Below are 24,703 nucleotides of genomic sequence, written 5' to 3' on the forward strand. Positions count from 1 at the left end.
AAGGCTTTCGGCTATGTTATTGAGCCTTAAGGAGTGAACCATGAAAAAAGATATTTTTTTGAAACAGGTTGCCACTGAACTGTTTTATCAACAAGGCTGGAGATTAACCTCTGTTGCAGAAATTTGTCGGGTGGCAGGGGTGAGTCGAGTGACGTTTTATAAATATTTTCCCACCAAGCAAGATTTAGTGAAAAGTATTTTTGAAGAACAAAAAAACAATATGCGTCAGGAGTTTGACAGGCTGTTAGCCACAAAGGCAGATTTAGCCACGGTGATCCAGCAGATTTTGACGATGCAACAAGAGTCCATGGCCACGCTATACTCCGCTGCTGTATTACATGACTTAAACCATGATCAAGATGAAACCTTACAGGCCTTTTTTAGGCAAATGGCACAGGAAAAATACCACTATATGCACTATTTCTTTAGTACGCTACAACAACGTAAAAGCGTACGTAATGATTTTCCTGTGATTTTAATTGATGTATTAATTCAAAAAATGGATGAAATGATTCATTCTTCCGTCTTACAACAGCATTATTCAGGAAAAGAACAACAACTCTTTAAAGATGTATTACAGCTTTTTTTGCATGGACTCACTTATCAATATGCCCCCTAATAAAAATATTATTTCTACGCATCATATATCTAAACTATTTGCTACTTTATTCTACGTTTCTATTAAAATTCTTTTCTTATTTATCTATTTTTACGTAAAATCCAACAACCTATCAAAAATTTGAAATAAAGGACAACAATATGCATTTAACCTCTAGAGAACAAGAGAAACTAATACTCTTTTTAGCCGGTGAGTTGGCGGCAAAACGCAAAGCACGTGGCGTTAAATTAAATTATCCAGAAACTATTGCTTATATTGCGAGCCATTTACAAGAGGCGGCAAGAGACGGAATGAGTGTAGCGGAAGTGATGCAATATGGTTCAACGCTTTTAACCGTTGATGATGTCATGGAGGGTGTAGCCGAAATGGTTCATGAAGTTCAGATTGAAGCCACTTTCCCAGATGGTACAAAGCTTGTTACCGTGCATAATCCGATTAGATAAAAAATAGAAGGATTTAAATACTATGATCCCAGGCGAATACCAATTAGCTGAAGGCGATATTCTCGCTAATGTCGGCAGAAAAACAGTGATAATTGAAGTAACCAATTCAGGCGACCGTCCAATTCAAGTTGGCTCTCATTACCATTTTTTTGAAACTAATAACGCTCTTAAATTTGACCGCACTTTAGCGCGCGGAATGCGCTTAAATGTTCCATCTGGCAACGCAGTACGTTTTGAACCAGGTGAAGTGAAATCAGTAGAATTAGTCGCTTTTGGTGGTTCACAAACCATTTACGGCTTCCATAATCAAATTGATGGCAAATTATAAGGTAGGGCAGAATGGCATTAACAATTTCAAGAGCACAATATGTAGCAACTTATGGCCCAACCGTTGGCGATAAAGTCCGTTTAGGCGATACCAATTTATGGGCAACTATTGAACAAGATTTATTGACCAAAGGCGATGAGTGTAAATTTGGCGGTGGAAAAAGTGTGCGTGATGGCATGGCACAAAGCGGTACTGCAACTCGTGACAATCCAAATGTATTGGATTTTGTGATTACCAACGTGATGATTATTGATGCCAAATTAGGCATTATCAAAGCTGACATTGGTATTCGCGATGGGCGTATTGTGGGCATTGGACAAGCAGGCAACCCTGACACCATGGATAACGTCACGCCAAATATGATTATTGGTGCTAGCACAGAAGTACATAACGGTGCACATTTAATTGCGACCGCTGGCGGTATCGATACCCATATTCACTTTATTTGCCCTCAACAAGCACAACATGCCATTGAAAGTGGAGTTACTACCTTAATTGGTGGTGGAACAGGCCCGGCTGATGGTACACACGCAACGACTTGTACGCCAGGTGCTTGGTATATGGAACGTATGTTCCAAGCGGCAGAAGCTTTACCAGTCAACGTGGGCTTTTTCGGTAAAGGAAACTGTTCAACCTTAGATCCGCTACGTGAACAAATTGAAGCGGGTGCATTAGGTTTAAAAATCCACGAAGACTGGGGTGCAACGCTAGCAGTGATTGATTCAGCATTAAAAGTGGCTGATGAAATGGATATTCAAGTGGCGATTCACACCGACACACTGAACGAAAGTGGCTTCTTAGAAGATACGATGAAAGCGATTGACGGACGTGTAATTCATACCTTCCATACTGAAGGTGCGGGGGGCGGTCATGCACCTGACATCATTAAAGCAGCGATGTATCCAAACGTATTACCCGCTTCAACCAACCCGACTCGTCCGTTTACGAAAAACACCATTGATGAACATTTGGATATGTTGATGGTTTGCCATCACTTGGATAAACGTGTACCAGAAGACGTAGCTTTTGCCGATAGCCGTATCCGTCCTGAAACTATTGCAGCGGAAGACATCTTGCACGATATGGGTCTCTTCTCGATTATGAGTTCAGACTCTCAAGCAATGGGACGTATTGGCGAAGTCGTTATTCGTACTTGGCAAACCGCAGATAAAATGAAAATGCAACGTGGTGAGCTAGGCAATGAAGGAAACGATAACTTCCGCATTAAACGCTACATTGCGAAATACACCATCAATCCAGCAATTGCTCATGGTATTGCGGATCATATCGGTTCATTAGAAGTGGGCAAAATTGCGGACATCGTGTTATGGAAACCGATGTTCTTTGGCGTAAAACCCGAAGTCGTGATTAAAAAAGGCTTTATTAGCTACGCCAAAATGGGGGACCCTAATGCCTCAATTCCAACGCCGCAACCTGTATTCTACCGCCCAATGTACGGTGCACAAGGCTTAGCAACGGCACAAACTGCAGTATTCTTCGTTTCACAAGCCGCTGAAAAAGCCGATATTCGTGCTAAATTCGGTTTACATAAAGAAACCATTGCCGTGAAAGGCTGCCGCAGCGTGGGTAAAAAAGATCTCATTCACAACAATGCAACACCTGAAATTACGGTGGATCCAGAACGCTATGAAGTGCGTGTAGATGGTGAGCTCATTACTTGCGAACCTGTAGATACGGTGCCATTGGGACAACGATATTTTATGTTCTAAGCAGAAAAGAGCGGTCAAATTTTAAGGAGAATTTACAATGAAACTTTGGTACTCCACCACCAGCCCGTATGTGCGTAAAGTGCTGGTAACGTTGAAATATCAACAACTCTTAGACAAAACAGAACTGATTAAAATTGGTTCATCATTTGATGCAAGCTCTCCGCATAATCAGGCAAATCCTCTGGGTAGAGTGCCAGCATTAGAACGTAATTGTGGTAATTGGCTTTATGGCAGTTTGCTCATTTGCGAATATCTCGACCAAAAAGGCAAGGTAGAGCCTAAACTCATTCCAGAAAGTGGCAAGCCTCGTTGGGCTGTGCTCGCCTTACATAACTTAGCAGATGGCATTATGGAAAACACCGTGCCGATGATGGCTGAAAAAATGCTTCTCCCTGAAAGTGAATGGTGGACTGCTCGCCATCAACAATTAACCGAACGTAATCGTCAAAGTTTTACAAGACTTGAGCAAGATTTAAAACCGTTTGGCACGGAATTAAACATTGGTACGCTAACGGCGGTTGCAGTCATTGATTGGTTCTTGTTTAGAGCAGAAAAAATTGGATTCGATCTTGCAAAAGAATTTCCAAATTTAACCGCTTGGGCGGCAGAGATGAATGAAAAATATGAGGTTTTAAGCGAGACGACGCCGACTTTGTAACCATTTTTTGCGTCACGAAACTAGTCTAAATAATCTAATTTCTCCGTATTTTCTTCTGCCAAATCTCCCCCCCCCTCTTTGCTAAAGAGGGGCAAAACGAGTGAGATTTTATATCATTGTTTTACTTTGATATGGTAAATATAAATTAGTCAGATGACAGCAAATTTATAGAGAAAATCCCCTCTTTAGCAAAGAGGGGGGGGGAGATTTGGCAGCCTTAATTAGCGAAGAAAATAAGTAATACAAAAATGAAAATCCTCAACCCCATTTTGCCTATTATGGATACCATTTTAGGCGATTTAACTAGCCTCCAAACTGAAGGCAAGATTACACATCAAACCATTGAACTCGTGTCATTGCAGTGGTATGAAAGCGAACGGAATATTTTGCGTAAAACCACAAATACGGGGCGCGAAGTTGCCTTTCGTTTGCTAAAAGAAGGGCAACGTTTAAAACACAATGATGTGATGTTTATCAGTGATGAGTTGGCGATTGTGATCGAAATCTTGCCAAGCGAAGTGATAGTGCTTTCGCCGAAAACTTTGCCTGAAATGGCTCGAGCTTGTTATGAGATCGGTAATAAACATTCACCGCTCTTTTTAGATGGCGATGAAGTCACGTTGCCTTACGATAAACCGATGTTTGAATGGTTACAAGCGGCTGGATTTCATCCTCAAAAAGCGGAACGCCGTTTAAGCCAAGCGTTGAGGGCAAATTCTGCACAAGGGCACGGGCATTCACATAGCCATTCGCACGATCATCACGGTTATCATCATCACGGAGATGGAAATTGGCACAAACATTAAACCGCTCTTTAACGGATTTAGGTGCGTTGTTGCACTTGGTCGATCCCACCTTGCCGATTGGTGGATTTAATCACTCCAACGGCTTGGAAACCTTCGTTCAGCAAGATGTGGTGGAAAGCAAAACGACCCTTGAAGAGTATGTGCAAACCCAGCTTTTACAAAACTGGATTTACAACGACGGGGCGTATCTTTCCCTTGCCTTCGATGCAATGAATGAGGGTAATTTTGACTGCTTGTGTGAGCTGGATTGGCAACTTTCCGCGACTAAAGTGGCACGTGAAAGCCGAGAAGGGAGCTTCAAACTCGGCGTACGCTTGCTGAAAATTTTTATTCGCTACGAAACACATACATTGCTCACTGCTTACCAACAAGCGATTGTCGAAAAACGCGTGCAGGGCTATTTCCCAATAGTATTTGCAATGGTTGCTCAAACAATGGGGTTAACCAAAGCCGATACGCTCTATGCTTTTTATTACAACGCAGCAGTCGGTGCGATCACTAACGGTGTGAAGCTAATTCCCCTCAGCCAAATGGATGGGCAAGATATTCTGTTTGACTTGCGTGGCTCGCTTGTGCAAGCAGTGGAATTAAGCCTGGAACCCGATGAAGAATGGCTTGGTGCAGCAACGCTGGCGAATGATATTCGAGCTATCCAGCATGAAACGCTTTATACCCGACTCTATATGTCGTAATAATATTGAAAACAGTTAAGGAAAAGCAAAATGAGCTTTAAAGAAATTTTAGAAACCTTACCCACAATCGATCATTTAACTGGTTTAAATGTGACAGATGGTAAAACGATTATCCACAACATTCCAGCCATACCCGGTAAATTAGGTTCTCTTCGCCTTTATAATGCATTGGCTGAAAAATTTAACGGGAAATTAAACCGCACTTCCGCACAACAAGGTGTTGAATGGTTTGCAGAACACGTAGAAGATGCTAAAGCGAATCCAGGCAAGCATCCGAACATTGATTTACTATTTAAAGTCATTAATGAAAATCTTAATTTAACCCTGATTCCACTTTGCTAATTAATCAGAATTATTTAGAATAATTGAACTTTTGATTGATAAAACCTGTCTTATTAACAAATTGGTTTAATAAGATAGCTTATTGTGCTATAACTAGGTTCATTGATTGGCAAAAGCCAAAATAAAGAAGGGAAACGATGGATAAAGAAACACAAATGATGTTAGTTCCTCAAGGCAGTATCGAAGGTTATATTCGTGCGGCAAATGAATATCCGATGCTGACTGCAGAGGAAGAAAAGGAATTGGCAGAACGTTTGTATTATCACGAGGATTTAGATGCCGCGAAAAAACTCATTTTGTCGCATCTTCGTTTCGTGATCCATGTTGCACGTGGCTATTCTGGCTATGGTTTGCCACAAGCTGACCTAATCCAAGAAGGCAATATCGGCTTAATGAAAGCGGTTAAACGTTTTAACCCTGAAGTTGGTGTACGTTTGGTGTCATTCGCTGTGCATTGGATTAAAGCTGAGATCCACGAATATGTTCTTCGTAACTGGCGTATCGTAAAAGTCGCAACCACGAAAGCTCAACGTAAATTATTTTTCAACCTACGAAAAACTAAACAACGTTTAGGTTGGTTTAACGAAAATGAAGTTGATATCGTGGCAAATGAATTGGGTGTTTCCAAAGAAGATGTGATCGAAATGGAATCGCGTATGAGCGGTGCGGATGTAGGTTTTGATTTACCCACTGATGATGCAGAAACAGAGACTTATTCTCCAGCCCTTTATTTGGAAGATAAAAGTTCCAATTTCGCAGCAGAGCTTGAAAATGAAAACTTTGAAAGCCAAGCAACCGAGCAATTAGGTGCGGCGCTACAAAGTCTAGATGCGCGTAGTCAGGATATTATCAAAGCTCGTTGGCTAGATGATAACAAAGCAACATTACACGACTTAGCGGCAAAATATAATGTCTCAGCGGAACGTATCCGTCAATTAGAAACCAATGCACTGAAAAAATTAAAAAGTGCGGTGAGTTTTTAAATAATTTAAAAAAAGAAAACCTGCTGATTAGCAGGTTTTTTATTTATCATTTAAACGTAATTTCAAATCTTCAGCAGTTTGGCAAGTCTTAATCTTATCAAACACTTGGTTCGCCTCATCATATTCCTTATTCAAATAACGTAACCATTGTTTAATTCGTGCCACATGGTAAAAACCACTGTCATATTCATTTTCGACGTTAGCATATTTGTTCAAGATTTTTTGAATCTCACACCAAGGCATTTTTTCTGCATTTGATTTCAGAACATGGCTTAAATTCGGAATATTCAACGCGCCTCGTCCCACCATTAAATCCTGACAACTTGTTTGAGATAGGCAATCTTGCCCATCTTGCCAATGCCAAATTTCTCCGTTAGCAATAACTGGAATGGATAAACGCTCTCGGACTTCACCAATTTTTTTCCAATTAATTCGATCTGCACGATAACCATCGGCTTTTGTGCGTCCATGAACTGTAATTTCGGTTGCACCGCCTTGCTCTACCGCATCTGCGATTTCAAAAGCTTGTGAAATATCATCCCAGCCTAACCGCACTTTTACACTAACAGGAAACTCATTGGGCACTGCTTGACGTAAGGCTTGAGTTGCACGATAAATCAATTCAGGCTGTTTCAATAATGCCGCACCGCCATTGCTACCATTCACAGTTTTAGAGGGACAACCACAATTTAAATCAATGCCATGAGAACCAAGATCGATCGCACGAATCGCATTTTCAGCAAGGCATTCTGGATGATGCCCGAGCAACTGCACTCGCACTGGTGTGCCAGAGGAAGTAAAGCCCTTATTTTTTAATTCAGGGCATAAACGATAAAATACTTTTTCAGGGAGAAGTTGATCAACTACGCGGACAAATTCTGTTATACATAAATCGTAGTCATTCACTTCGGTGAGGAGTTGACGTACAAAGGGATCAAGAACCCCTTGCATAGGCGCAAGAATAACACGCACTATTTCCAGCCTTTTGCTTTACAAATTAAATCGTAAGCAGCTTGAATCTGTTGAGTTTTTTCTTTTGCCATTTCCATCATTTCTGGAGGTAAACCTTTCGCCACGAGTTTATCTGGATGGTGTTCATTCATTAAACGACGATAAGCGCGCTTAACCGTGTTTTGCTCGTCGGACTCAGTCACACCCAATACTTTATAGGCATCATTTAAAGTCGGGCCTGAAGCGTGTTGGTAACCACCACTATTTTGTTGCTGATATTGGTAGCCACCTTGATAGGCACCTTGTTGATATTGCTGATAGAAACCGCCTTGAGTAAAAGCTCGAGCAGCCATTTCCATCGCAATCATTTGTTCAAATTGCATACGAGAAAGACCAAGTTCTTCAGCAATTACATAAAGCACTTCTTTCTCATTTTCGTGAAGTTCTGAATCGGCAAAAGCCGCTTGAACTTGCACTTGTAAGAACATTCGTAATAAATCAGCACGTTGCCCACAACCAATGCGAAATTCACGGATAACCTGGCGAATTGGGAAATCAGATTCTTTACCGCGACGAAACGCATCCTGAGCTAATTTACGCCCCGCATCATCCAATTTAAGCTGAATCATTAATTGATTAGCTAATTGAATATCTTCTTCTGTTACACGCCCTTTCGATTTACTTAAATGGCCTAGCACCGCAAAGGTGGTTTGCATAAACAAGTCTTGACGCGTTGTTTTCTTTTTAAAGAAACTGGAACTTACCGAACCAAGCTCATACAATTTTTTATCTGCGATGGAACCTAAAATGAGCCCTGCAATCGCACCAAAAAATCCACCAACTTTCCAACCTAAAAATACGCCTATAATTTTTCCAATAAATCCCATTCTTTCCCCTGTTAAGTCAAAGTGCGGTTATTTTTATAATGTTATTTATAATGATGACAAAAATTTATTTCTCAAGTTTTATACGCCAAATTCAGCACGATAAGCACGCATTTCTGGCAAATGGCTACTGTATCGCGGATCTTGTTCGATAAATTGCATCAAATCATCTAAATCAATGATTGACAGCACTTGGCATTGATAATCACGTTCTACTTCTTGAATTGCTGAAAGCTCGCCTTTTCCTCGTTCTTTACGGTTTAAGGCGATTAATACTGCCGCAAGCTCTGCCTTATTTGCACTGATTAATTCCATAGATTCACGGATCGCAGTACCAGCCGTAATCACGTCATCCACAAGCAAAATTTTTCCTTGTAATGGGCTACCAATTAAATTACCGCCCTCTCCGTGATCTTTCACTTCTTTGCGATTAAAACACACAGGTTTATCAATACCATAACGATTAAATAGCGCCACCGAAACTGAAGTGCCAATTGGAATACCTTTGTAAGCGGGGCCAAAAACAACATCAAAATCTACCGCACTTGCCTGAATTGCCGCAGCATAAAACTCGCCTAAACGCGCTAAATCTGCCCCCGTATTGAACAAACCCGCATTGAAGAAATATGGACTTTTACGCCCCGATTTCAAAGTAAACTCTCCGAATTTCAATACATTTCTACTTAAAGCAAATTCGATAAAATCGCGTTTATATTGTTCCATTTTTTAATCCCTATAAACTATGTTTATAAGCCTAGCGCTTCTCGTTGAGCAATAAAAATTTGATTACAGCCTTGTTTCGCTAAATCTAATAATGTTAATAATTCTTCATGGCTAAATGGCTCACCTTCTGCAGTGCCTTGCACCTCAATCATTCGACCATCTTCCATCATCACAACATTCATATCGGTTTCCGCGGCAGAATCTTCCACGTATTCCAAATCACAAACAGCTTGACCATCAACAATCCCTACAGAAATTGCCGAAACTAAACCTTTAATTGGGTTAGTTTTTAACGTGCCATTCTCAATTAAACCATTGATCGCATCATATAATGCGACAGCAGCACCGGTGATAGAAGCTGTTCGAGTACCACCATCCGCTTGAATAACATCGCAATCTAAAGTAATCGCACGCTCACCAAGCGCTTTAAGATCCACCATCGCGCGCAAAGAGCGGGCAATTAAACGTTGAATTTCCATTGTGCGTCCACCTTGTTTACCTTTAGCTGCCTCACGTTGCATGCGACTATGTGTTGAACGTGGCAACATTCCATATTCAGCCGTGACCCAACCTTGCCCTTGTCCTTTTAAGAAACGCGGAACAGCATCTTCCACTGTTGCAGTACAAAGCACTTTGGTATCACCAAATTCAACAAGCACAGAACCTTCAGCATGCTTGGTGTAGTTACGGGTAATTTTAATTTGGCGGGGTTGATTATTTTCTCGATTATTTGGACGCATAATTATTCCTTGATATGGTTTAGAACGATGTAATAAAAAAGCGCACTATTCTAGCACGCTTTAGTTTTCATTATTGGGTAGTTTTTTCAAAGTCACGAATTTTATGGAAAGTTTCGTTTAAATCTGCCGCAAAATTAATTTTTTGAATATCTGGCGAAGAATTAGATTTAACTAACATTCTCAACGGTTGGAATTGCATATTGCACAAGTAAAGTTGTTGATGCGGCAACATGTGCTGAACAAATCGAGTAAGCGCATGAATTCCACCAGCATCAAGCACTGTAACGGCATCACATTGCAGCACAATATGTCGGATTTCATGATCAGTATGAACCGTTCTATCATGCAAATCCGCAAATAATTTATCCGCCGCGGCAAAGAAAAGCGGACCGCTAATTCGGTAAACCAAAACATCATCTAAATCTTCAGGCGCATTGTGTTCAATGGCTTTTGTCATCTCAGCAATCGTCCGAATAAACAAGAGGCTTGCAAGCAACACTCCGACACTAATCGCAATCACCATATCAAATAATACAGTTAAAATAAGACAAGTGAGCAACACCGCCATTTCATTTTTGCCTGAACGGCGAGCAAGGTGAATAATGTCGTACACACTCGCCATATTCCACGCCACCACTAACAACAAAGCAGCCATCGATGACAAAGGCAAATAAGAAAGGGCTTGCGAAAACAAAAGTAAAGCGAATAAAACAAGTATTGCGTGTACGACACTCGATATTGGCGATACCGCCCCTGATTTCACATTAGCCGCAGAACGAGCAATCGCAGCTGTTGCCGTAATCCCACCAAAAAACGGAGAAATTAGATTCCCTAAGCCTTGCGCTAATAACTCGTTATTAGAGTGATGTTTAGTATCTGTCATATTATCTAAAATCACGGCACAAAGAAGTGATTCAATTGCGCCCAATACTGCCATTGAAAAAGCAGCAGGTAACAAAGCTTGTAAGCTATTAAAATCCCAATGAATTAATTGACCTTGTGCATCAGGAATATTCCACGGAAGAGAAAAATCTGGCAATACATTAGGAATCCCATGACCAATGGAACCATCAGGCAAAGTATATTGGAATGCAGATCCAATCGTCGCCACCTCAAAACCAAAATGCTGTAATGCTATAGATAAAATTGTACCAATAATCACAGCAGGTAGGTGCCCTGGCACTGCCAAACGCAATTTATGCCATTGAGTCAGGACTAATAGGGTTACCACACCAACCGCTGCATTCGCCCAATTTATCGTAGGAAGTGCGGTAAAAATTGTTTGGATTTTTTCAAGATAATGCGCCGGCATTTTTTCTATGGAAAGACCCAAAAAATCCTTAATTTGCAAAGTACCAATAGTAATGCCGATCCCACAAGTAAAACCTAAGGTGACGGGCAAAGGAATATATTCAATTAAACGCCCTAAACGAAATAACGCCATCAAAACCAAAATGAGACCCGAAAGCAATGTCGCCATCAAAAGACCACTTAGCCCAAATTGTTGAGTAACAGGGTACAGAATCACAACAAAAGCGGCTGTAGGGCCAGATATATTAAAACGAGAACCACCAGTCAGCGCGATAACGATACCCGCAATAATTGCCGTATAAAGACCATGTTGTGGCGGCACACCACTCGCAATAGCCAAAGCCATGGAAAGCGGAATCGCAATCACCCCCACGGTCAACCCTGAAATAATGTCGCGAATCAGCGATTTTTTCGAATAACCTAAACGGAAAGAATCTTTCAGCGCGCTAAAGGGTTTTACGGCTAAAAAAACATTTTTAGAAAATAACGCTTTAATATGCATAAAAAAACTACAAACGATAAATAAAGTGCGGTTATTCTAGCGAAACTTTTAAAAGTTTTTTATGTTCTAGCGCAAAAAACTTGACTAAACTGGAGCAAATCTTTATAGTTTGCGCACCTTTTACGGTGAGATGTCCGAGTGGTTGAAGGAGCACGCCTGGAAAGCGTGTATGTGGGAAACTGCATCAAGGGTTCGAATCCCTTTCTCACCGCCATCCTAATTTAATCCCCTTATTTTTCTCCTTTCCTTCTTATTCAAAATCAATTTTTTATTCTTCTTTTCGTATTCTGTTCATTGAATTTTTTCATCAATGCAGTAAACTAGCCACCGATTTTTAATCACCCTTCTTTTCACTTTAAATGTTACCCGCGAGTAACAAAAGGACACATCATGACAAACAAAGTAAACAGTTATGGCTGGAAAGCCTTAATTGGCTCTGCCGTCGGCTATGCAATGGACGGTTTCGATCTTCTCATTTTAGGTTTCATGCTTAGTGCAATTTCCGCAGACTTAAATCTAACACCCGCACAAGGTGGATCTCTTGTAACTTGGACTCTGATTGGTGCCGTATTTGGCGGCATTTTATTTGGTGCATTAAGCGATAAATACGGTCGTGTACGCGTACTTACTTGGACCATTCTTCTCTTTGCGGTGTTTACTGGTTTATGTGCGATTGCACAAGGTTATTGGGACTTACTAATTTATCGCACAATTGCTGGCATTGGCTTAGGCGGTGAATTTGGAATTGGGATGGCTCTAGCAGCGGAAGCATGGCCTGCACGTCACCGAGCTAAAGCTGCATCTTATGTTGCATTAGGTTGGCAAGCTGGTGTGTTAGGTGCCGCATTGCTTACACCATTATTGCTCCCGCATATTGGTTGGCGTGGAATGTTCTTGGTGGGTATCTTCCCTGCATTTGTCGCTTGGTTCTTACGTTCTCATCTGCACGAACCTGAAATTTTCACTCAAAAACAAACCGCACTTTCAACGCAATCCAGCTTTACTGATAAATTACGTTCATTTCAGCTTCTGATTAAAGACAAATCCACGAGCAAAATTAGTCTTGGTATCGTTGTACTTACCTCCGTACAAAACTTCGGTTATTACGGTATTATGATTTGGTTACCTAATTTCTTATCAAAACAACTGGGATTCAGCTTAACTAAATCTGGACTTTGGACAGCCGTTACCGTCTGTGGCATGATGGCTGGCATTTGGATTTTCGGACAACTCGCTGACCGCATCGGACGCAAACCAAGTTTCTTACTTTTCCAATTAGGCGCAGTGATAAGTATTGTGGTTTACTCACAACTTACCGATCCTGACATCATGCTTCTTGCTGGGGCATTTTTAGGTATGTTTGTGAACGGAATGATGGGCGGTTACGGTGCATTAATGGCAGAAGCCTACCCAACAGAAGCTCGAGCAACCGCACAAAACGTACTTTTCAATATTGGTCGTGCCGTAGGGGGATTTGGACCTGTGGTTGTGGGCGCAGTTGTACTCGCCTACTCTTTCCAAACGGCCATCGCCCTACTTGCGATTATCTACGTAATTGATATGTTAGCGACAATTTTCTTAATCCCTGAATTAAAAGGTAAAGCCTTAGACTAAGAAAATATAAAAGATAAAAATGCTCGCCAAATGCGAGCATTTTTTATGAAATAAAAGTAAGCAATTGTGAGGATACTTGTTCAGCTGAAATCTCTTTCATTGAATTAGCCGATAAGTAATGCTGATTTTTACCATAACAACCAATCAATTTAGGATCCGTTGAGCCATAAAGCGTAATATTGGGCTTATCCAAAGCGGCAGTTAAATGCGCCAATCCTGTATCCACCGACACGATAGCTTGCGCATTTGCAAGCTGTTTTGCAAGCTCCGTTAAAGTTAACTTAGGCAACACGATCACATTAGAATGACCTTGAGCCAAACGCTCTGCTCGCGCTTTTTCTAGTTCATTTCCCCAAGGCAAGCGAATTTCGTAATCAGAAAGTGCGGTAATTTTTTCAATCAATTTTTGCCATTCTGATTCTTCCCAATGCTTATCTGCCCGAGTTGTAGAATGAATGAATACCACATAGTTTTGTTCTGAAGTTTGATGAAGAAAATGGCGAGCAATACCATAATCGCCCTGAACTTGAGGCAATTCATAACCTAAACTTTGAGCAAAAAGCTGACGAATTCGTTCCACCGCATGCTGTTGATAAGAAATGGCATATTTTTTATCGTAGAAAAAAGATGCTAACGGCTCTCGGATACTTTGACGATCATAGCCATGTTTCACGCCTTGAGCGAAACGAGTTGCAAATAATGCACTTTTAATGAGCCCTTGTGCATCAATTACCGCATCATAGTTTTCAGCCTGCAACAAAGTGCGGTAATTTTTCCACTCATTTCTTGTTTGAATGGAAAAAGGTGATTTACGCCAACGACGCAAAGCAATAGGAATCACTCGATTTACGGCAGAATGCCAACGTGGAATTTCTGCAAAGTTTTCTTCCACCACCCAATCAATGCTTAAATTTGGTATCGCCCTTTGTGCATCAGTCAATGCTGGCAAAGTATGAATCACATCCCCCATAGAGGAAGTTTTAATCACACATACTTTCATTTAATTAACCTTCTTCCCCAATGCATAATTCCAAGTCCAGATACGGCTAAAATGCCCCCAATAATTAAGGAGAAATCCACTTGTTCATTCAACCAAACGGCGGAGAATAAAATGCCTAAAATCGGCACAAGAATAATATAGGCCGAGGCATTGCCCGCCCCTAAGTGTTTCACACCATCAAAATACCATGCATAAGCCAATACCGTTGAGCCAAATGCAAGACCAAGTAAACTAAACCATTGCGATCCATTTAATTGAAATACGGTTGCCAAATCTTCCGCACTTTCCGTCCATAATGCTGCCAACGTCAGCATGAAAAAACCAAAAGTAGAAGAAATCGTGGTAGCGGTGAGAGAATCAATTCCGATTAATACTTTACGAGCCAATAAAGTATAAGCAACCCAGCAAACTAAAGCACAAAGCAATAACATTTGACCGAATCCAAAATTTTGTAAGAGGTTAGTTGGATTCCCTTTTGTCATGGCTAACAAAGAACCGCTAATGGCAATAATCATCCCTAAAACAACCCAGCGATTCCATTTTTCTTTAAATAATAAAATAGCAAAAAACATCGTAAAGACGGGATTAGAGGCAACGACCATCGTTCCTTGCCCTGCTGGAACATATTTCAAACCCCAAATAAAGAAAGTCGAATAACCAAAGATCCCAAGCAAAGCCGTTAACAATAACCCTACCCATTGATTAGGTCGCAGTTGTTTAGCATATTTGAAACGATTCGCCGCATATAGCCAAATAATGAGTGGAATAATGGCGAAAAAAAAGCGCGCGCTTGAAGCAACAAATGTCGACATAGCTTGGGCAACCACTCGTCCCCAAGGCCAAGAGGCGCCCCATAAAATCACCATTCCAATTAATTGTAAATGTATACGTAGAGGGTTCATTTTGCTAATAATGCCTCTAATTTTTCTAATGCCATTTCCGGCGTAATATCAATCAAACTTTGATGATACCCCCCCTCTTTGTCGCCTTTACGGACTTTAATCAATCCACCTTCAATTAAACGAATAATCGTTGCTTTATCCGAAAGTGGCGGCGTATATTGCGGGCTAGTTGGTCCATAAAGTGCAATCAATGGACGATTTACGGCTGCCGCAATATGCATTAAACCACTGTCATTTGTCACGACTGCCGTACAATTTGCAATTAAATCCACTGCTTCATTTAAATTGGTTTTTCCTGCTAAATTGACACAAAACTCACGCAACTCTTCTGGCAGCGCTTGACGAATTTCTTCGCCCACTAGTTCATCTTTAGCAGAACCAAATAGCTCCACCGCATAGCCTTGGGTAATTAACATTTCTGCTAATTTTGCATAATGATAATGTGGCCAACGTTTTGCTGGGCCAAATTCAGCTCCAGGACAGAAACCGATAATCGGACTTTCGCCTAAAAGTGCGGTTTGTTTTTCAAATTTTTTTAAGGTTTCAGCTTGTTGCGCTGGCTCAACCGTCAAATAGGGTTTCAAGATAGGAATATCATCAGCTTTTGGTACAGCATCTTTTTCAAAAGCCAATGCAACATAACGCTGCACCATCATTGGATAATCTTTTTTATTGGCTCGTAAATCATTCAATAAAATATAACGGCTTTCGCCTTTCCAACCACGACGATGAGCAATTTTTGCGAAGAAAGGAACAAACGCCGATTTCAATGAATTAGGCAAAATAATCGCCATATCATATTGTTCACGCAAAGATTTCCCTAAACGATAACGCGTTCCCAATTCAAAGGCCCCGTGCCCTAGTGGCATTTCAATCGCCTTACGCACCGCTGGCATACGCGCAAGCAAAGGCTTACACCAATTCGGTGCCATCACATCAATATTGCAGTTTGGATATTGAATTTTCAGTTGCTGGTACAAACTGTGCGACATCATCATATCGCCAACCCAAGAAGGGCCAATAATTAGAATATTCATTTTCTGTCTTTCAGATAAAAGTGCGGTCAAAAATACCGAGATTTTTAACCGCACTCTGTTGATGGGAAGTAGGCAAACCTACGGTTTATTTTCTATTCAACCACGCCATATATTCAGCCACGCCTTCCGCAACTGTTTTGAATGATTTATCGTAGCCTGTTGAACGAAGTTTAGTTAAATCTGCTTGCGTATATTCTTGATAGCGAGATTTCAAATGCTCTGGGAATGGAATGGTTTCAATCTCGCCTTTACCGTGGAATTTCACTACCGCATCAGCCACCGCACGGAAACTTTCTGCATTTCCTGTACCAAGGTTGTAAATACCTGAAATACCATTTTGCCAGCACCAAATATTCACTGCAGCTACATCACCCACATAAACAAAATCACGGCGGAAGTGTTCGCTGCCTGCAAATAATTTTGGATTTTCGCCTTTTAAGATTTGGTTATTCAAGTGGAATGCTACGCTAGCCATAGAACCTTTATGATTTTCACGCGGCCCGTAAACATTGAAATAACGGAAACCACATACTGGCGATTTTGCTTCTGGCAAAATGTTGCGTACATATTGGTCGAATAAGAATTTAGAATAGCCATAAACATTTAACGGACCTTCAAATTCACGTTCTTCACGGAATACCTTGGTGTCTCCATAAGTTGCTGCACTTGAGGCATAAAAGAAAGGAATTTCGCGATCAAGGCAATAATGCAACAACTCTTTAGAATATTCGTAGTTGTTGTGCATAATGTATTTGCCATCCCATTCCGTAGTCGCAGAACATGCCCCCTCGTGGAATACTGCATCAATATCGCCAAATTCGTCGCCCGCAATAATAGAAGCAATGAAATCTTCTTTATCGCAATAATCTGCAATATCTAAATCAACTAAATTGGCAAATTTTGTGCCATCTTTTAAGTTATCTACCACTAAAATATCTTTGCGCCCTAAATCATTTAATGCTTTGACAATATTGCTGCCAATAAAACCTGCGCCACCTGTTACGATAATCATAATTCTGTCCTCTTTAAAATAAGTCTGCGTATTGTAATAGATTTTCTACCGCTTAGCCAAAAAACTCTGCGAAAAACAACCGCACTTTTAATCCCCAATAACTCGTGAGGCCTGTCGTAACAAGATCCATTTTGCCTTTACTCAACAGCACAATTGTGGGCGTTACATTAATTTGCCATCGTTCTGCAAATTCCCCTTTAGGATCGTTAACCGTAGTGAAGTGGTAGTCATTTTTACTTAAATAATCATTTACGTCCGCCTCATTACCTGAACGTAACGCCACCGATACAACTTGATAGCCTTCTTTCGCTAAAGAATTAATTGCTGGCGAAGTATAGCGACAATAACCACACCAAGTTCCCCAAAAATAAAGCAGCGTCGCTTTATTTTGATCAAGACTTTCAAGAGAGAACGTATTCCCTTGAAGATCTTGTAACGTGATTTTATTTATTTCCTCTGGTACCACAGGGCGACGAACAAAATCCAGTATGCTACTCATCACAATAAAAGTTAAAAAGAGGGATAATCCATTCTTAAGTAGTTTTTTAATCTTCATTTTCTTTATTCCTTATCGCATTGAGATGATTGTAATCAAGCATAAAACCACAGTCAAAAATAAGGGATTTTTGCTACAATAGGTAAAACATAAATAAAAGGAGGAAAATAATGACACCGAATCAACTTGCTCAATATATCGATCACACCGCACTGACCGCAGAAAAAAATGAACAAGATATTTTGACACTCTGTCATGAAGCGATTGAACACGGATTTTATTCTGTATGTATCAATTCTGGTTATATTCCACTCGCTAAAGAAAAACTTACAGGATCAAATGTAAAAATTTGCACCGTAGTTGGCTTCCCTTTGGGTGCTAATTTAACCTCTGTCAAAGTATTTGAAACACAAGAATCCATTAAATCAGGTGCAAATGAAATTGATATGGTGATTAATGTAGGTTGGATAAAATCGCAAAAATGGAATGCCGTAAAACAGGATATTCAAGCTGTATTTGATGCTTGTAATGGCACGCCATTAAAAGTAATTTTAGAAACTTGTTTGCTCACTAAAGATGAGATAGTGAAAGCCTGTGAAATTTGTAAAGAAATCGGTGTGGCTTTTGTTAAAACATCAACAGGTTTCAATAAAGGCGGTGCGACTGTAGAAGATGTTGCATTGATGAAACAAACAGTCGGCAATATTGGTGTTAAAGCATCAGGTGGTGTGCGTGATACTGAAACTGCACTTGCAATGATTAAAGCGGGTGCGACTCGCATTGGTGCAAGCGCTGGCATTGCAATTATTAGCGGAACGCAAGATACCCAAAGCACTTACTAATCCTTTCACGCGTGGTATCCTCACCACGCGTTTTTACATATTCGATAATTTCTGTAGCAAACGATCCATAGCTCGATATCCCAAAGCTTCCGCTAAGTGCGGTTGAGAAATTTGTTGTTCTCCTTGTAGATCGGCAATGGTTCGAGAAACTTTCAGAATACGATGGTAAGCCCGAACAGAAAGCCCTAGTTTATTCAGCGCATTTTCAAGGAAAAAGGCATCTTTATCACTTAACTTGCAATCACGTTCAATCTCTTTACTGTTCAAATAAGCGTTAATTTTCCCCGATCTTTCCATTTGAATCTCACGCACTTTTAACACTTTTTCTCGTACTTGTGCGCTGGTTTCGCCACGATCGCCGGTATTTTGTAAGCTGCCTTGTGGCAATAAAGGCACTTCAATAGACAAATCAAAACGATCTAAAAATGGCCCTGAAAGTCGATTTAAATAACGCATAATTTGCTGGGGTGAAGTGCGGTTATGTGTTCCGGTATAATGGCCTGTGGGACTTGGATTCATCGCTGCCACCAATTGAAAACGAGCTGGAAATTGGATTTTGGCATTAGCACGAGAAATAATAATCTCACCACTTTCCAAAGGCTGACGTAGTGCATCTAACACCTTTCGCTCAAATTCTGGAAGTTCATCAAGAAAAAGCACACCATTTGTTGCTAAGGATATTTCACCAGGTTTTGGGATCGTCCCGCCTCCAACTAAAGCAGGCATTGATGCACTATGGTGCGGTGAGCGAAAAGGACGTTGTTTCCAATTATGAAAATTTAGCTCATTTTGAACTAAACTCGTTACAGATGCCGTTTCTATCGCTTCTAAATCAGTCATTTCAGGTAAAAGCCCTGTCAATCGGCTAGCTAACATGGTTTTCCCTGTGCCAGGAGGACCAAGAAAGAGCAAGTTATGCTGACCAGCGGCGGCAATGGTCAATGCTCGTTTGGCATGCTGTTGACCAATAATATCCGTTAAATCTAATGTATTTTTACCCGAAAAATTTACCGCACTTTCTTTCACAATTTCAGTGGCAAGGGGTAATTTTTCCTGACCGTTGAGAAATTGCACCACATCTAAAAGCGTTTGCGCAAAATAAGTATTTTGATCAGAAACAAGCGAGGCTTCATTGGCATTTTGTTTCGCGATAATTAACTCTCGCTTTGACTTTTGCGCTGCAAGAATAGCAGGAATCACACCATGTACACCACGCAATTGCCCCGTCAGAGCAAGCTCAGCCACAAATTCAAATTGTTTTAAACGGCTCGCATCAAGCTGATCCGATGCGGCTAAAATCCCGATGGCAATAGGCAAATCAAATCGTCCACCTTCTTTCGGTAAATCCGCAGGTGCGAGATTCACTGTGATACGCTTGGCTGGATATTTAAATTGTGCATTCATCAACGCACTACGCACCCGATCTTGTGCCTCTTTCACCGTTTTTTCTGGCAAACCAACAAGCGTAAATCCAGGTTTTCCGTTGCTTAAATGCACCTCAATAGTGACAAGCGGTGCCTGCACCCCCATAGAGGCACGACTGTAAACAATAGCAAGGGACATGATAATCCTTAAAGTGCGGTAAAAATGGAGATAGTTTTTGCACTATAAAAAAAGCACATAATGAAATCATTCATCATGTGCTTTTCTTGCGATCTAGATCGCAAAATTTATATTTTATTCCGCAAAAAGTGGCGAAAACCAAAAATCTAATTTCGCTGCAAGTTTATCAATACCAATTTTATTTTGTGCAGAAAAGGCTTCTACTTGAATGTCACCTTGGAATGGAAGAATCGCTTCGCGCACTATTTTCACTTGTTTACTACGTGCACTTTGGCTCAATTTATCGGCTTTAGTAAGCAATAAAAGTACGGGTAAATCTGCTGAAACCGCCCATTCAATCATTTGTTGGTCAAGATCTTTAAGCGGATGGCGAATATCCATCAGCACAACCAATCCCGCCAAACATTCTCGTTTTTGCAAATATTCGCCTAAGGATTTTTGCCATTGGATTTTCATTTGCTCTGGTACGGCTGCATAACCATAACCTGGTAAATCCACCAATTTACAATTTGGTTCCACTTCAAATAAGTTGATTAGTTGGGTACGCCCCGGCGTTTTTGAGGTGCGGGCTAAGCTTTTTTGATTAGTTAATGCATTAAGTGCAGTTGATTTTCCTGCATTTGAACGTCCCGCAAACGCAATTTCAATGCCCGTATCTTCAGGAATAGAACGAATATTCGGCGCACTCGTTAAAAAGTGAGTTTTATGATAATTAAGTTTAATTTCAGACATAAGGATTCCTTTTAAAATTGCGCTTAGAATAGCATAAATAATCCTGTTTCCGAAATGACACGGATTAACTCAAAAGGCAAATTAAGAGATAAAAAAATGCGAAATCAAAGGGATTTCGCATTTAAATCTAAAGAATAAACTTATTTTCTTGCAAAAGGCGGGACAAACATTAATCCTAAATCCCAAGGCTGTTCAATCCAAGTATTTTGAGGAATATCAATCACATAATCATCAACTAGTTCTGCCCCTGCTGGTTTTGCAAATACTGTCACAAATTTTGCATTTGGATACATTTCACGGATTGCACGTGCCGTATTACCTGTATCAACTAGATCATCAACTATGATAAAACCTTCTCCGCCATTTGGTACCTGTGCAGCGTGAAGAACCTGCAATTCACCTTGATTATTGTGGTCATGATAACTTGCAATACAAACGGTTTCTACGTGGCGAATGCTTAACTCGCGAGCTAATACAGCAGCAGGGAATAAACCACCGCGACTCACGGCAATAATACCTTTCCATTGGGATGCTGGAAGTAAACGCTCTGATAATTTACGAGCATGCATTTGGAACATATCCCAAGTCACCACATATTTTTCACTCATTTTAATACCCTAAATTTTGTCAATAAATAAAAATTGCGTAAGGATAACCTGAAATAGCATTTTATGCTATTATTTCCTCAAAATTTTTCGATAAAAAGGAGAAACTATGTCTGAAATTACAACACTTCAACCCGAATTGCTATGGAAATGGTTCGATCAAATTTGTACAATACCACATCCATCTCATCACGAAGATACACTTGCAAACTTTATTGTTAACTGGGCAAAAGAAAAGCATTTTTTTGCAGAACGTGACGAGGCGGGTAATGTATTAATTCGCAAACCAGCAACAGTAGGTATGGAAAATCGCACACCTGTTGTATTGCAAGCCCACTTGGATATGGTGCCTCAGGCCAATGAAGGTAATCCACATGATTTCACTAAAGATCCGATTCGTCCTTATATTGATGGCGATTGGGTAAAAGCAAAAGGGACAACGCTTGGTTCCGATAATGGTATTGGTTTAGCATCTACATTAGCCGTACTTGAAAGCGATAATATCGCACATCCACCACTTGAAGTCCTTCTTACCATGACAGAAGAAACAGGAATGGACGGTGCATTACACCTCCGTCGTAATTGGCTACAATCGGACATTCTTATCAATACTGACACTGAAGAAGTCGGAGAAATTTATATCGGTTGCGCCGGAGGGATTAATGCCAATTTATCAATACCAATTCAATGGGAAAACAACACTTTTGAACAATCAATTCAACTCATATTGAAAGGTTTGCGCGGTGGACATTCAGGTTGCGATATTCATACTGGACGAGCTAATGCAATCAAAGTTATGGCTCGCGTATTAGCGAAACTTCCACAAAACACTTCTCCTTTCCAGCTTGCAGAAATTCGTGGTGGTTCAATTCGAAACGCTATTCCTAGAGAAGCTGTTGCGATTCTAGTTTTCAATGGCGAACCTCATGCTTTTGAAAGTGAGATAGAAAAACTAAACATTTTATTAAAAGAAGAATTATTCATTGCTGAACCTAACCTTAAGCTTTTCTTAGAATCAGCGGAAAAACCACAATCTATCTTTACCTTAGAATCAACAGAAAAAGTCATTCATTTATTAAACGCGTTACCTAACGGCGTCATTCGTAATAGCGATGTAATCAAAAATGTTGTCGAAAGTTCACTCAGCATCGGGGTATTAAAGACTGAAGAGCGCAGTGTGAAGGGGACTATTTTAATACGTTCATTAATTGAAAGCGGTAAAGATTATGTAACAGAATTATTAACCTCTGTTGCCAACCTTGCGGGTGCGAAAACTGAATTTTCAGCACCATATCCAGGTTGGAAACCAGTCAATGATTCCTCCATATTAAATCTTACTCAAAAACATTATGCTGCAGTGTTAGGCAAACAACCTGATATTAAAGTCATTCATGCGGGTTTGGAATGTGGATTACTCAAAGAGCATTATCCTAATATCGAAATGATTTCTCTAGGACCAACTATTCGTAATGCGCATTCACCAGATGAGAAAGTACAGATTTCTACTGTCACAACCTACTGGAATGTATTAGTAAATGTATTAGCTGATATACCAATTAAAGCTTAATAAATAATAAAAAGCGATGGAATTTCAATATTTTTATCGCCTTTTTAAATATCTCAAAATAAACAAAAAAGAGATAAAAAATACCGCACTTTAATATCTCAAAGTGCGGTAATTTTTATCAATGTTTTTAACTACACATCATAAGTGGTAGAGGCTGTATTACCACCACGACCTGTCCAGTTGGTGTGGAAGAATTCACCACGTGGTTTATCTGTACGCTCATAAGTATGTGCGCCGAAGTAGTCTCGTTGTGCTTGCAATAAGTTTGCAGGTAAACGTGCTGAAGTATAACCATCTAAGAAGGTGATTGCAGACGCCATACAAGGCATTGGAATACCCACTTCGATAGATTTTGCCACCACTTTACGCCAGTCACTTAATGCGTTTTCTAAAATACCTTTGAAGTAACTATCTGAACCTAAGAAGATTAAATCTGGATTTGCTTCATATGCATCACGAATATTGCCTAAGAAACGGCTGCGAATGATACAACCTTCACGCCATAATAACGCCGTTGCACCATAGTTAATATCCCAACCAAATTGTTCAGAGGCTTCACGAATCAGCATAAAGCCTTGTGCGTAAGAAATGATTTTTGACGCCAATAATGCTTTACGCACTGCTTCAATCCAAACTTTTTTGTCACCTTCAACTGGAACAACTGTTTTATTGAATAATTGATTTGCTGCAACACGTTGATCTTTAAATGAAGATACGCAACGAGCAAAGACGGATTCAGTGATTAAGGTTAATGGAATACCGAAATCTAATGCATTGATACCCGTCCATTTACCTGTTCCTTTTTGGCCTGCGGTATCTAAGATTTTTTCAACTAATGGTTCACCATCCGCATCTTTATAACCAAGAATATCGGTGGTGATATCAATTAAATAGCTATCAAGTTCAGTTTTTTTCCATTCTGCGAAGATCGCTTGCATTTCTTCATAGCTTAAGCCTAAACCTTCTTTTAAGAATTGGTACGCTTCACAGATTAATTGCATATCGCCATATTCGATACCATTGTGAACCATTTTCACAAAGTGGCCAGCGCCTTCACCGCCAACCCAGTCACAGCAAGGCTCACCTTGTTCTGTTTTTGCTGAGATTGCTTGGAAGATTGGCTTAACATATGGCCATGCTTCGTGGTTACCACCCGGCATGATAGAAGGTCCATGACGCGCACCTTCTTCACCACCTGAAACACCCGAACCAATAAAGCGAATGCCTTTTTCAGCCAATGCTTTTACACGACGGTTGGTATCTGGATAGTTTGAGTTACCGCCATCAATAATGATGTCGCCTTCTTCTAAGTGTGGTAGTAATGCCTCAATGAATTGATCCACTACCTCACCTGCGCGTACCATTAACATTACTTTACGTGGTTTTTCTAATTTAGAAGCTAAATCTTCTAACGAGTATGCACCGATAATATTCGTGCCTTTTGCCGCACCTTGTAAAAATTCATCCACTTTTGACGTGGTACGGTTATATGCCACGACTTTAAAGCCATGATCATTCATATTTAAAATAAGGTTTTGCCCCATTACGGCTAAGCCGATAACACCGATGTCGCCTTTTACTGACATTTTTTTCTCCTGTTTGTGAGGTACGGATGCACCTA

Annotated in this window: 26 protein-coding genes and 1 tRNA gene; 13 read left to right on the forward strand and 14 right to left on the reverse strand. The window is 40.4% G+C overall.

What is annotated here, in order from left to right:
* The first annotated feature begins 40 nt into the window (after nt 1–40).
* The 9 genes from C3V42_RS03455 to rpoH all read left to right on the forward strand — a co-directional run bounded on the left by C3V42_RS03455 (nt 41) and on the right by rpoH (nt 6,601).
* The gene (locus C3V42_RS03455; protein WP_106013654.1) at nt 41–619 is read left to right on the forward strand and encodes a TetR/AcrR family transcriptional regulator; all 579 of its coding nucleotides are present in this window, start codon (nt 41–43) and stop codon (nt 617–619) included.
* Nucleotides 620–759: 140 nt separating this feature from the next.
* Nucleotides 760–1,062: an urease subunit gamma gene (gene ureA / locus C3V42_RS03460; RefSeq protein WP_106013655.1), complete on the forward strand. Its 303-nt coding sequence runs from the start codon at nt 760–762 to the stop codon at nt 1,060–1,062.
* 22 nt (nt 1,063–1,084) lie between these two features.
* Complete coding sequence (gene ureB, locus C3V42_RS03465; protein WP_106013656.1) at nt 1,085–1,390, forward strand: urease subunit beta; 306 nt, start codon at nt 1,085–1,087, stop codon at nt 1,388–1,390.
* 11 nt (nt 1,391–1,401) lie between these two features.
* On the forward strand, nt 1,402–3,120 hold the full coding sequence (ureC, locus tag C3V42_RS03470) for an urease subunit alpha (RefSeq protein WP_106013657.1): 1,719 nt from the start codon (nt 1,402–1,404) through the stop codon (nt 3,118–3,120).
* Between the two features lie 37 nt (nt 3,121–3,157).
* Nucleotides 3,158–3,778: a glutathione S-transferase gene (locus tag C3V42_RS03475; protein WP_106013658.1), complete on the forward strand. Its 621-nt coding sequence runs from the start codon at nt 3,158–3,160 to the stop codon at nt 3,776–3,778.
* A 248-nt stretch (nt 3,779–4,026) separates the two neighbouring features.
* Nucleotides 4,027–4,584 carry an urease accessory protein UreE gene (ureE, locus tag C3V42_RS03480; protein WP_106013659.1) on the forward strand — a complete coding sequence of 186 codons (558 nt, stop codon included), beginning with the start codon at nt 4,027–4,029 and terminating at the stop codon, nt 4,582–4,584.
* On the forward strand, nt 4,569–5,276 hold the full coding sequence (locus C3V42_RS03485) for an urease accessory protein UreF (protein WP_106013660.1): 708 nt from the start codon (nt 4,569–4,571) through the stop codon (nt 5,274–5,276). Before ureE ends, C3V42_RS03485 begins: the two co-directional genes overlap by 16 nt.
* 30 nt (nt 5,277–5,306) lie before the next feature.
* Entirely contained in the window at nt 5,307–5,618 is a 312-nt protein-coding gene (locus tag C3V42_RS03490; RefSeq protein WP_048953432.1) for a DUF2322 family protein, read from the forward strand.
* Between the two features lie 137 nt (nt 5,619–5,755).
* Nucleotides 5,756–6,601: an RNA polymerase sigma factor RpoH gene (rpoH, locus tag C3V42_RS03495; protein WP_005626842.1), complete on the forward strand. Its 846-nt coding sequence runs from the start codon at nt 5,756–5,758 to the stop codon at nt 6,599–6,601.
* A 39-nt stretch (nt 6,602–6,640) separates the two neighbouring features.
* Here rpoH and dusC read toward each other — a convergent pair whose 3' ends face one another.
* The 5 genes from dusC to dauA form a co-directional block, all read right to left on the reverse strand.
* On the reverse strand, nt 6,641–7,573 hold the full coding sequence (gene dusC / locus C3V42_RS03500; RefSeq protein ID WP_106013661.1) for a tRNA dihydrouridine(16) synthase DusC: 933 nt from the start codon (nt 7,571–7,573) through the stop codon (nt 6,641–6,643).
* Nucleotides 7,573–8,439, reverse strand: a complete 867-nt coding sequence (djlA, locus tag C3V42_RS03505) for a co-chaperone DjlA (protein WP_005636320.1) — start codon at nt 8,437–8,439, stop codon at nt 7,573–7,575. The genes dusC and djlA overlap by 1 nt, the downstream gene beginning before the upstream one ends.
* A 78-nt stretch (nt 8,440–8,517) precedes the next feature.
* Nucleotides 8,518–9,159 carry an orotate phosphoribosyltransferase gene (gene pyrE, locus C3V42_RS03510; protein ID WP_005644452.1) on the reverse strand — a complete coding sequence of 214 codons (642 nt, stop codon included), beginning with the start codon at nt 9,157–9,159 and terminating at the stop codon, nt 8,518–8,520.
* 23 nt (nt 9,160–9,182) lie between these two features.
* Nucleotides 9,183–9,899: a ribonuclease PH gene (gene rph, locus C3V42_RS03515; protein WP_106013662.1), complete on the reverse strand. Its 717-nt coding sequence runs from the start codon at nt 9,897–9,899 to the stop codon at nt 9,183–9,185.
* Nucleotides 9,900–9,969: 70 nt separating this feature from the next.
* On the reverse strand, nt 9,970–11,712 hold the full coding sequence (gene dauA / locus C3V42_RS03520; RefSeq protein ID WP_106013663.1) for a C4-dicarboxylic acid transporter DauA: 1,743 nt from the start codon (nt 11,710–11,712) through the stop codon (nt 9,970–9,972).
* A 124-nt stretch (nt 11,713–11,836) separates the two neighbouring features.
* On the opposite strand from dauA, the gene C3V42_RS03525 reads away from it, so the two are divergent.
* Nucleotides 11,837–11,926 (forward strand) — tRNA-Ser (locus C3V42_RS03525).
* A 176-nt stretch (nt 11,927–12,102) separates the two neighbouring features.
* Entirely contained in the window at nt 12,103–13,326 is a 1,224-nt protein-coding gene (locus tag C3V42_RS03530) for an MFS transporter (protein WP_048953423.1), read from the forward strand.
* A gap of 43 nt (nt 13,327–13,369) precedes the next feature.
* Here C3V42_RS03530 and rfaC read toward each other — a convergent pair whose 3' ends face one another.
* The 5 genes from rfaC to C3V42_RS03555 all read right to left on the reverse strand — a co-directional run bounded on the left by rfaC (nt 13,370) and on the right by C3V42_RS03555 (nt 17,833).
* Nucleotides 13,370–14,326, reverse strand: a complete 957-nt coding sequence (gene rfaC, locus C3V42_RS03535) for a lipopolysaccharide heptosyltransferase RfaC (RefSeq protein ID WP_048953421.1) — start codon at nt 14,324–14,326, stop codon at nt 13,370–13,372.
* Nucleotides 14,323–15,228 carry a DMT family transporter gene (locus C3V42_RS03540; RefSeq protein ID WP_048953420.1) on the reverse strand — a complete coding sequence of 302 codons (906 nt, stop codon included), beginning with the start codon at nt 15,226–15,228 and terminating at the stop codon, nt 14,323–14,325. The genes rfaC and C3V42_RS03540 overlap by 4 nt, the downstream gene beginning before the upstream one ends.
* The gene (gene waaF / locus C3V42_RS03545) at nt 15,225–16,265 is read right to left on the reverse strand and encodes a lipopolysaccharide heptosyltransferase II (protein ID WP_048953419.1); all 1,041 of its coding nucleotides are present in this window, start codon (nt 16,263–16,265) and stop codon (nt 15,225–15,227) included. The genes C3V42_RS03540 and waaF overlap by 4 nt, the downstream gene beginning before the upstream one ends.
* 85 nt (nt 16,266–16,350) lie before the next feature.
* A complete protein-coding gene (gene rfaD, locus C3V42_RS03550) occupies nt 16,351–17,277 on the reverse strand; it encodes an ADP-glyceromanno-heptose 6-epimerase (RefSeq protein ID WP_005626818.1) in 927 nt (308 codons plus the stop codon).
* 52 nt (nt 17,278–17,329) lie between these two features.
* Nucleotides 17,330–17,833: a protein disulfide oxidoreductase gene (locus tag C3V42_RS03555; protein ID WP_048953418.1), complete on the reverse strand. Its 504-nt coding sequence runs from the start codon at nt 17,831–17,833 to the stop codon at nt 17,330–17,332.
* Nucleotides 17,834–17,943: 110 nt separating this feature from the next.
* Between C3V42_RS03555 and deoC the strand changes: the two genes are divergently transcribed.
* Nucleotides 17,944–18,615, forward strand: a complete 672-nt coding sequence (gene deoC, locus C3V42_RS03560; RefSeq protein ID WP_048953412.1) for a deoxyribose-phosphate aldolase — start codon at nt 17,944–17,946, stop codon at nt 18,613–18,615.
* A 33-nt stretch (nt 18,616–18,648) separates the two neighbouring features.
* Here deoC and C3V42_RS03565 read toward each other — a convergent pair whose 3' ends face one another.
* The 3 genes from C3V42_RS03565 to gpt form a co-directional block, all read right to left on the reverse strand.
* The gene (locus C3V42_RS03565) at nt 18,649–20,178 is read right to left on the reverse strand and encodes a YifB family Mg chelatase-like AAA ATPase (protein WP_106013664.1); all 1,530 of its coding nucleotides are present in this window, start codon (nt 20,176–20,178) and stop codon (nt 18,649–18,651) included.
* A gap of 114 nt (nt 20,179–20,292) precedes the next feature.
* The gene (yihA, locus tag C3V42_RS03570) at nt 20,293–20,910 is read right to left on the reverse strand and encodes a ribosome biogenesis GTP-binding protein YihA/YsxC (protein ID WP_106013665.1); all 618 of its coding nucleotides are present in this window, start codon (nt 20,908–20,910) and stop codon (nt 20,293–20,295) included.
* Nucleotides 20,911–21,050: 140 nt separating this feature from the next.
* Entirely contained in the window at nt 21,051–21,518 is a 468-nt protein-coding gene (gpt, locus tag C3V42_RS03575) for a xanthine phosphoribosyltransferase (protein WP_106013666.1), read from the reverse strand.
* Between the two features lie 106 nt (nt 21,519–21,624).
* Between gpt and pepD the strand changes: the two genes are divergently transcribed.
* Entirely contained in the window at nt 21,625–23,082 is a 1,458-nt protein-coding gene (gene pepD, locus C3V42_RS03580; protein WP_106013667.1) for a beta-Ala-His dipeptidase, read from the forward strand.
* Between the two features lie 131 nt (nt 23,083–23,213).
* Here pepD and gnd read toward each other — a convergent pair whose 3' ends face one another.
* A complete protein-coding gene (gene gnd, locus C3V42_RS03585; protein ID WP_106013668.1) occupies nt 23,214–24,668 on the reverse strand; it encodes a decarboxylating NADP(+)-dependent phosphogluconate dehydrogenase in 1,455 nt (484 codons plus the stop codon).
* Between the last annotated feature and the right edge of the window lie 35 nt (nt 24,669–24,703).

It is taken from the genome of Haemophilus sp. oral taxon 036, from assembly GCF_002998595.1.
Lineage (GTDB): Bacteria > Pseudomonadota > Gammaproteobacteria > Enterobacterales > Pasteurellaceae > Haemophilus > Haemophilus haemolyticus_K.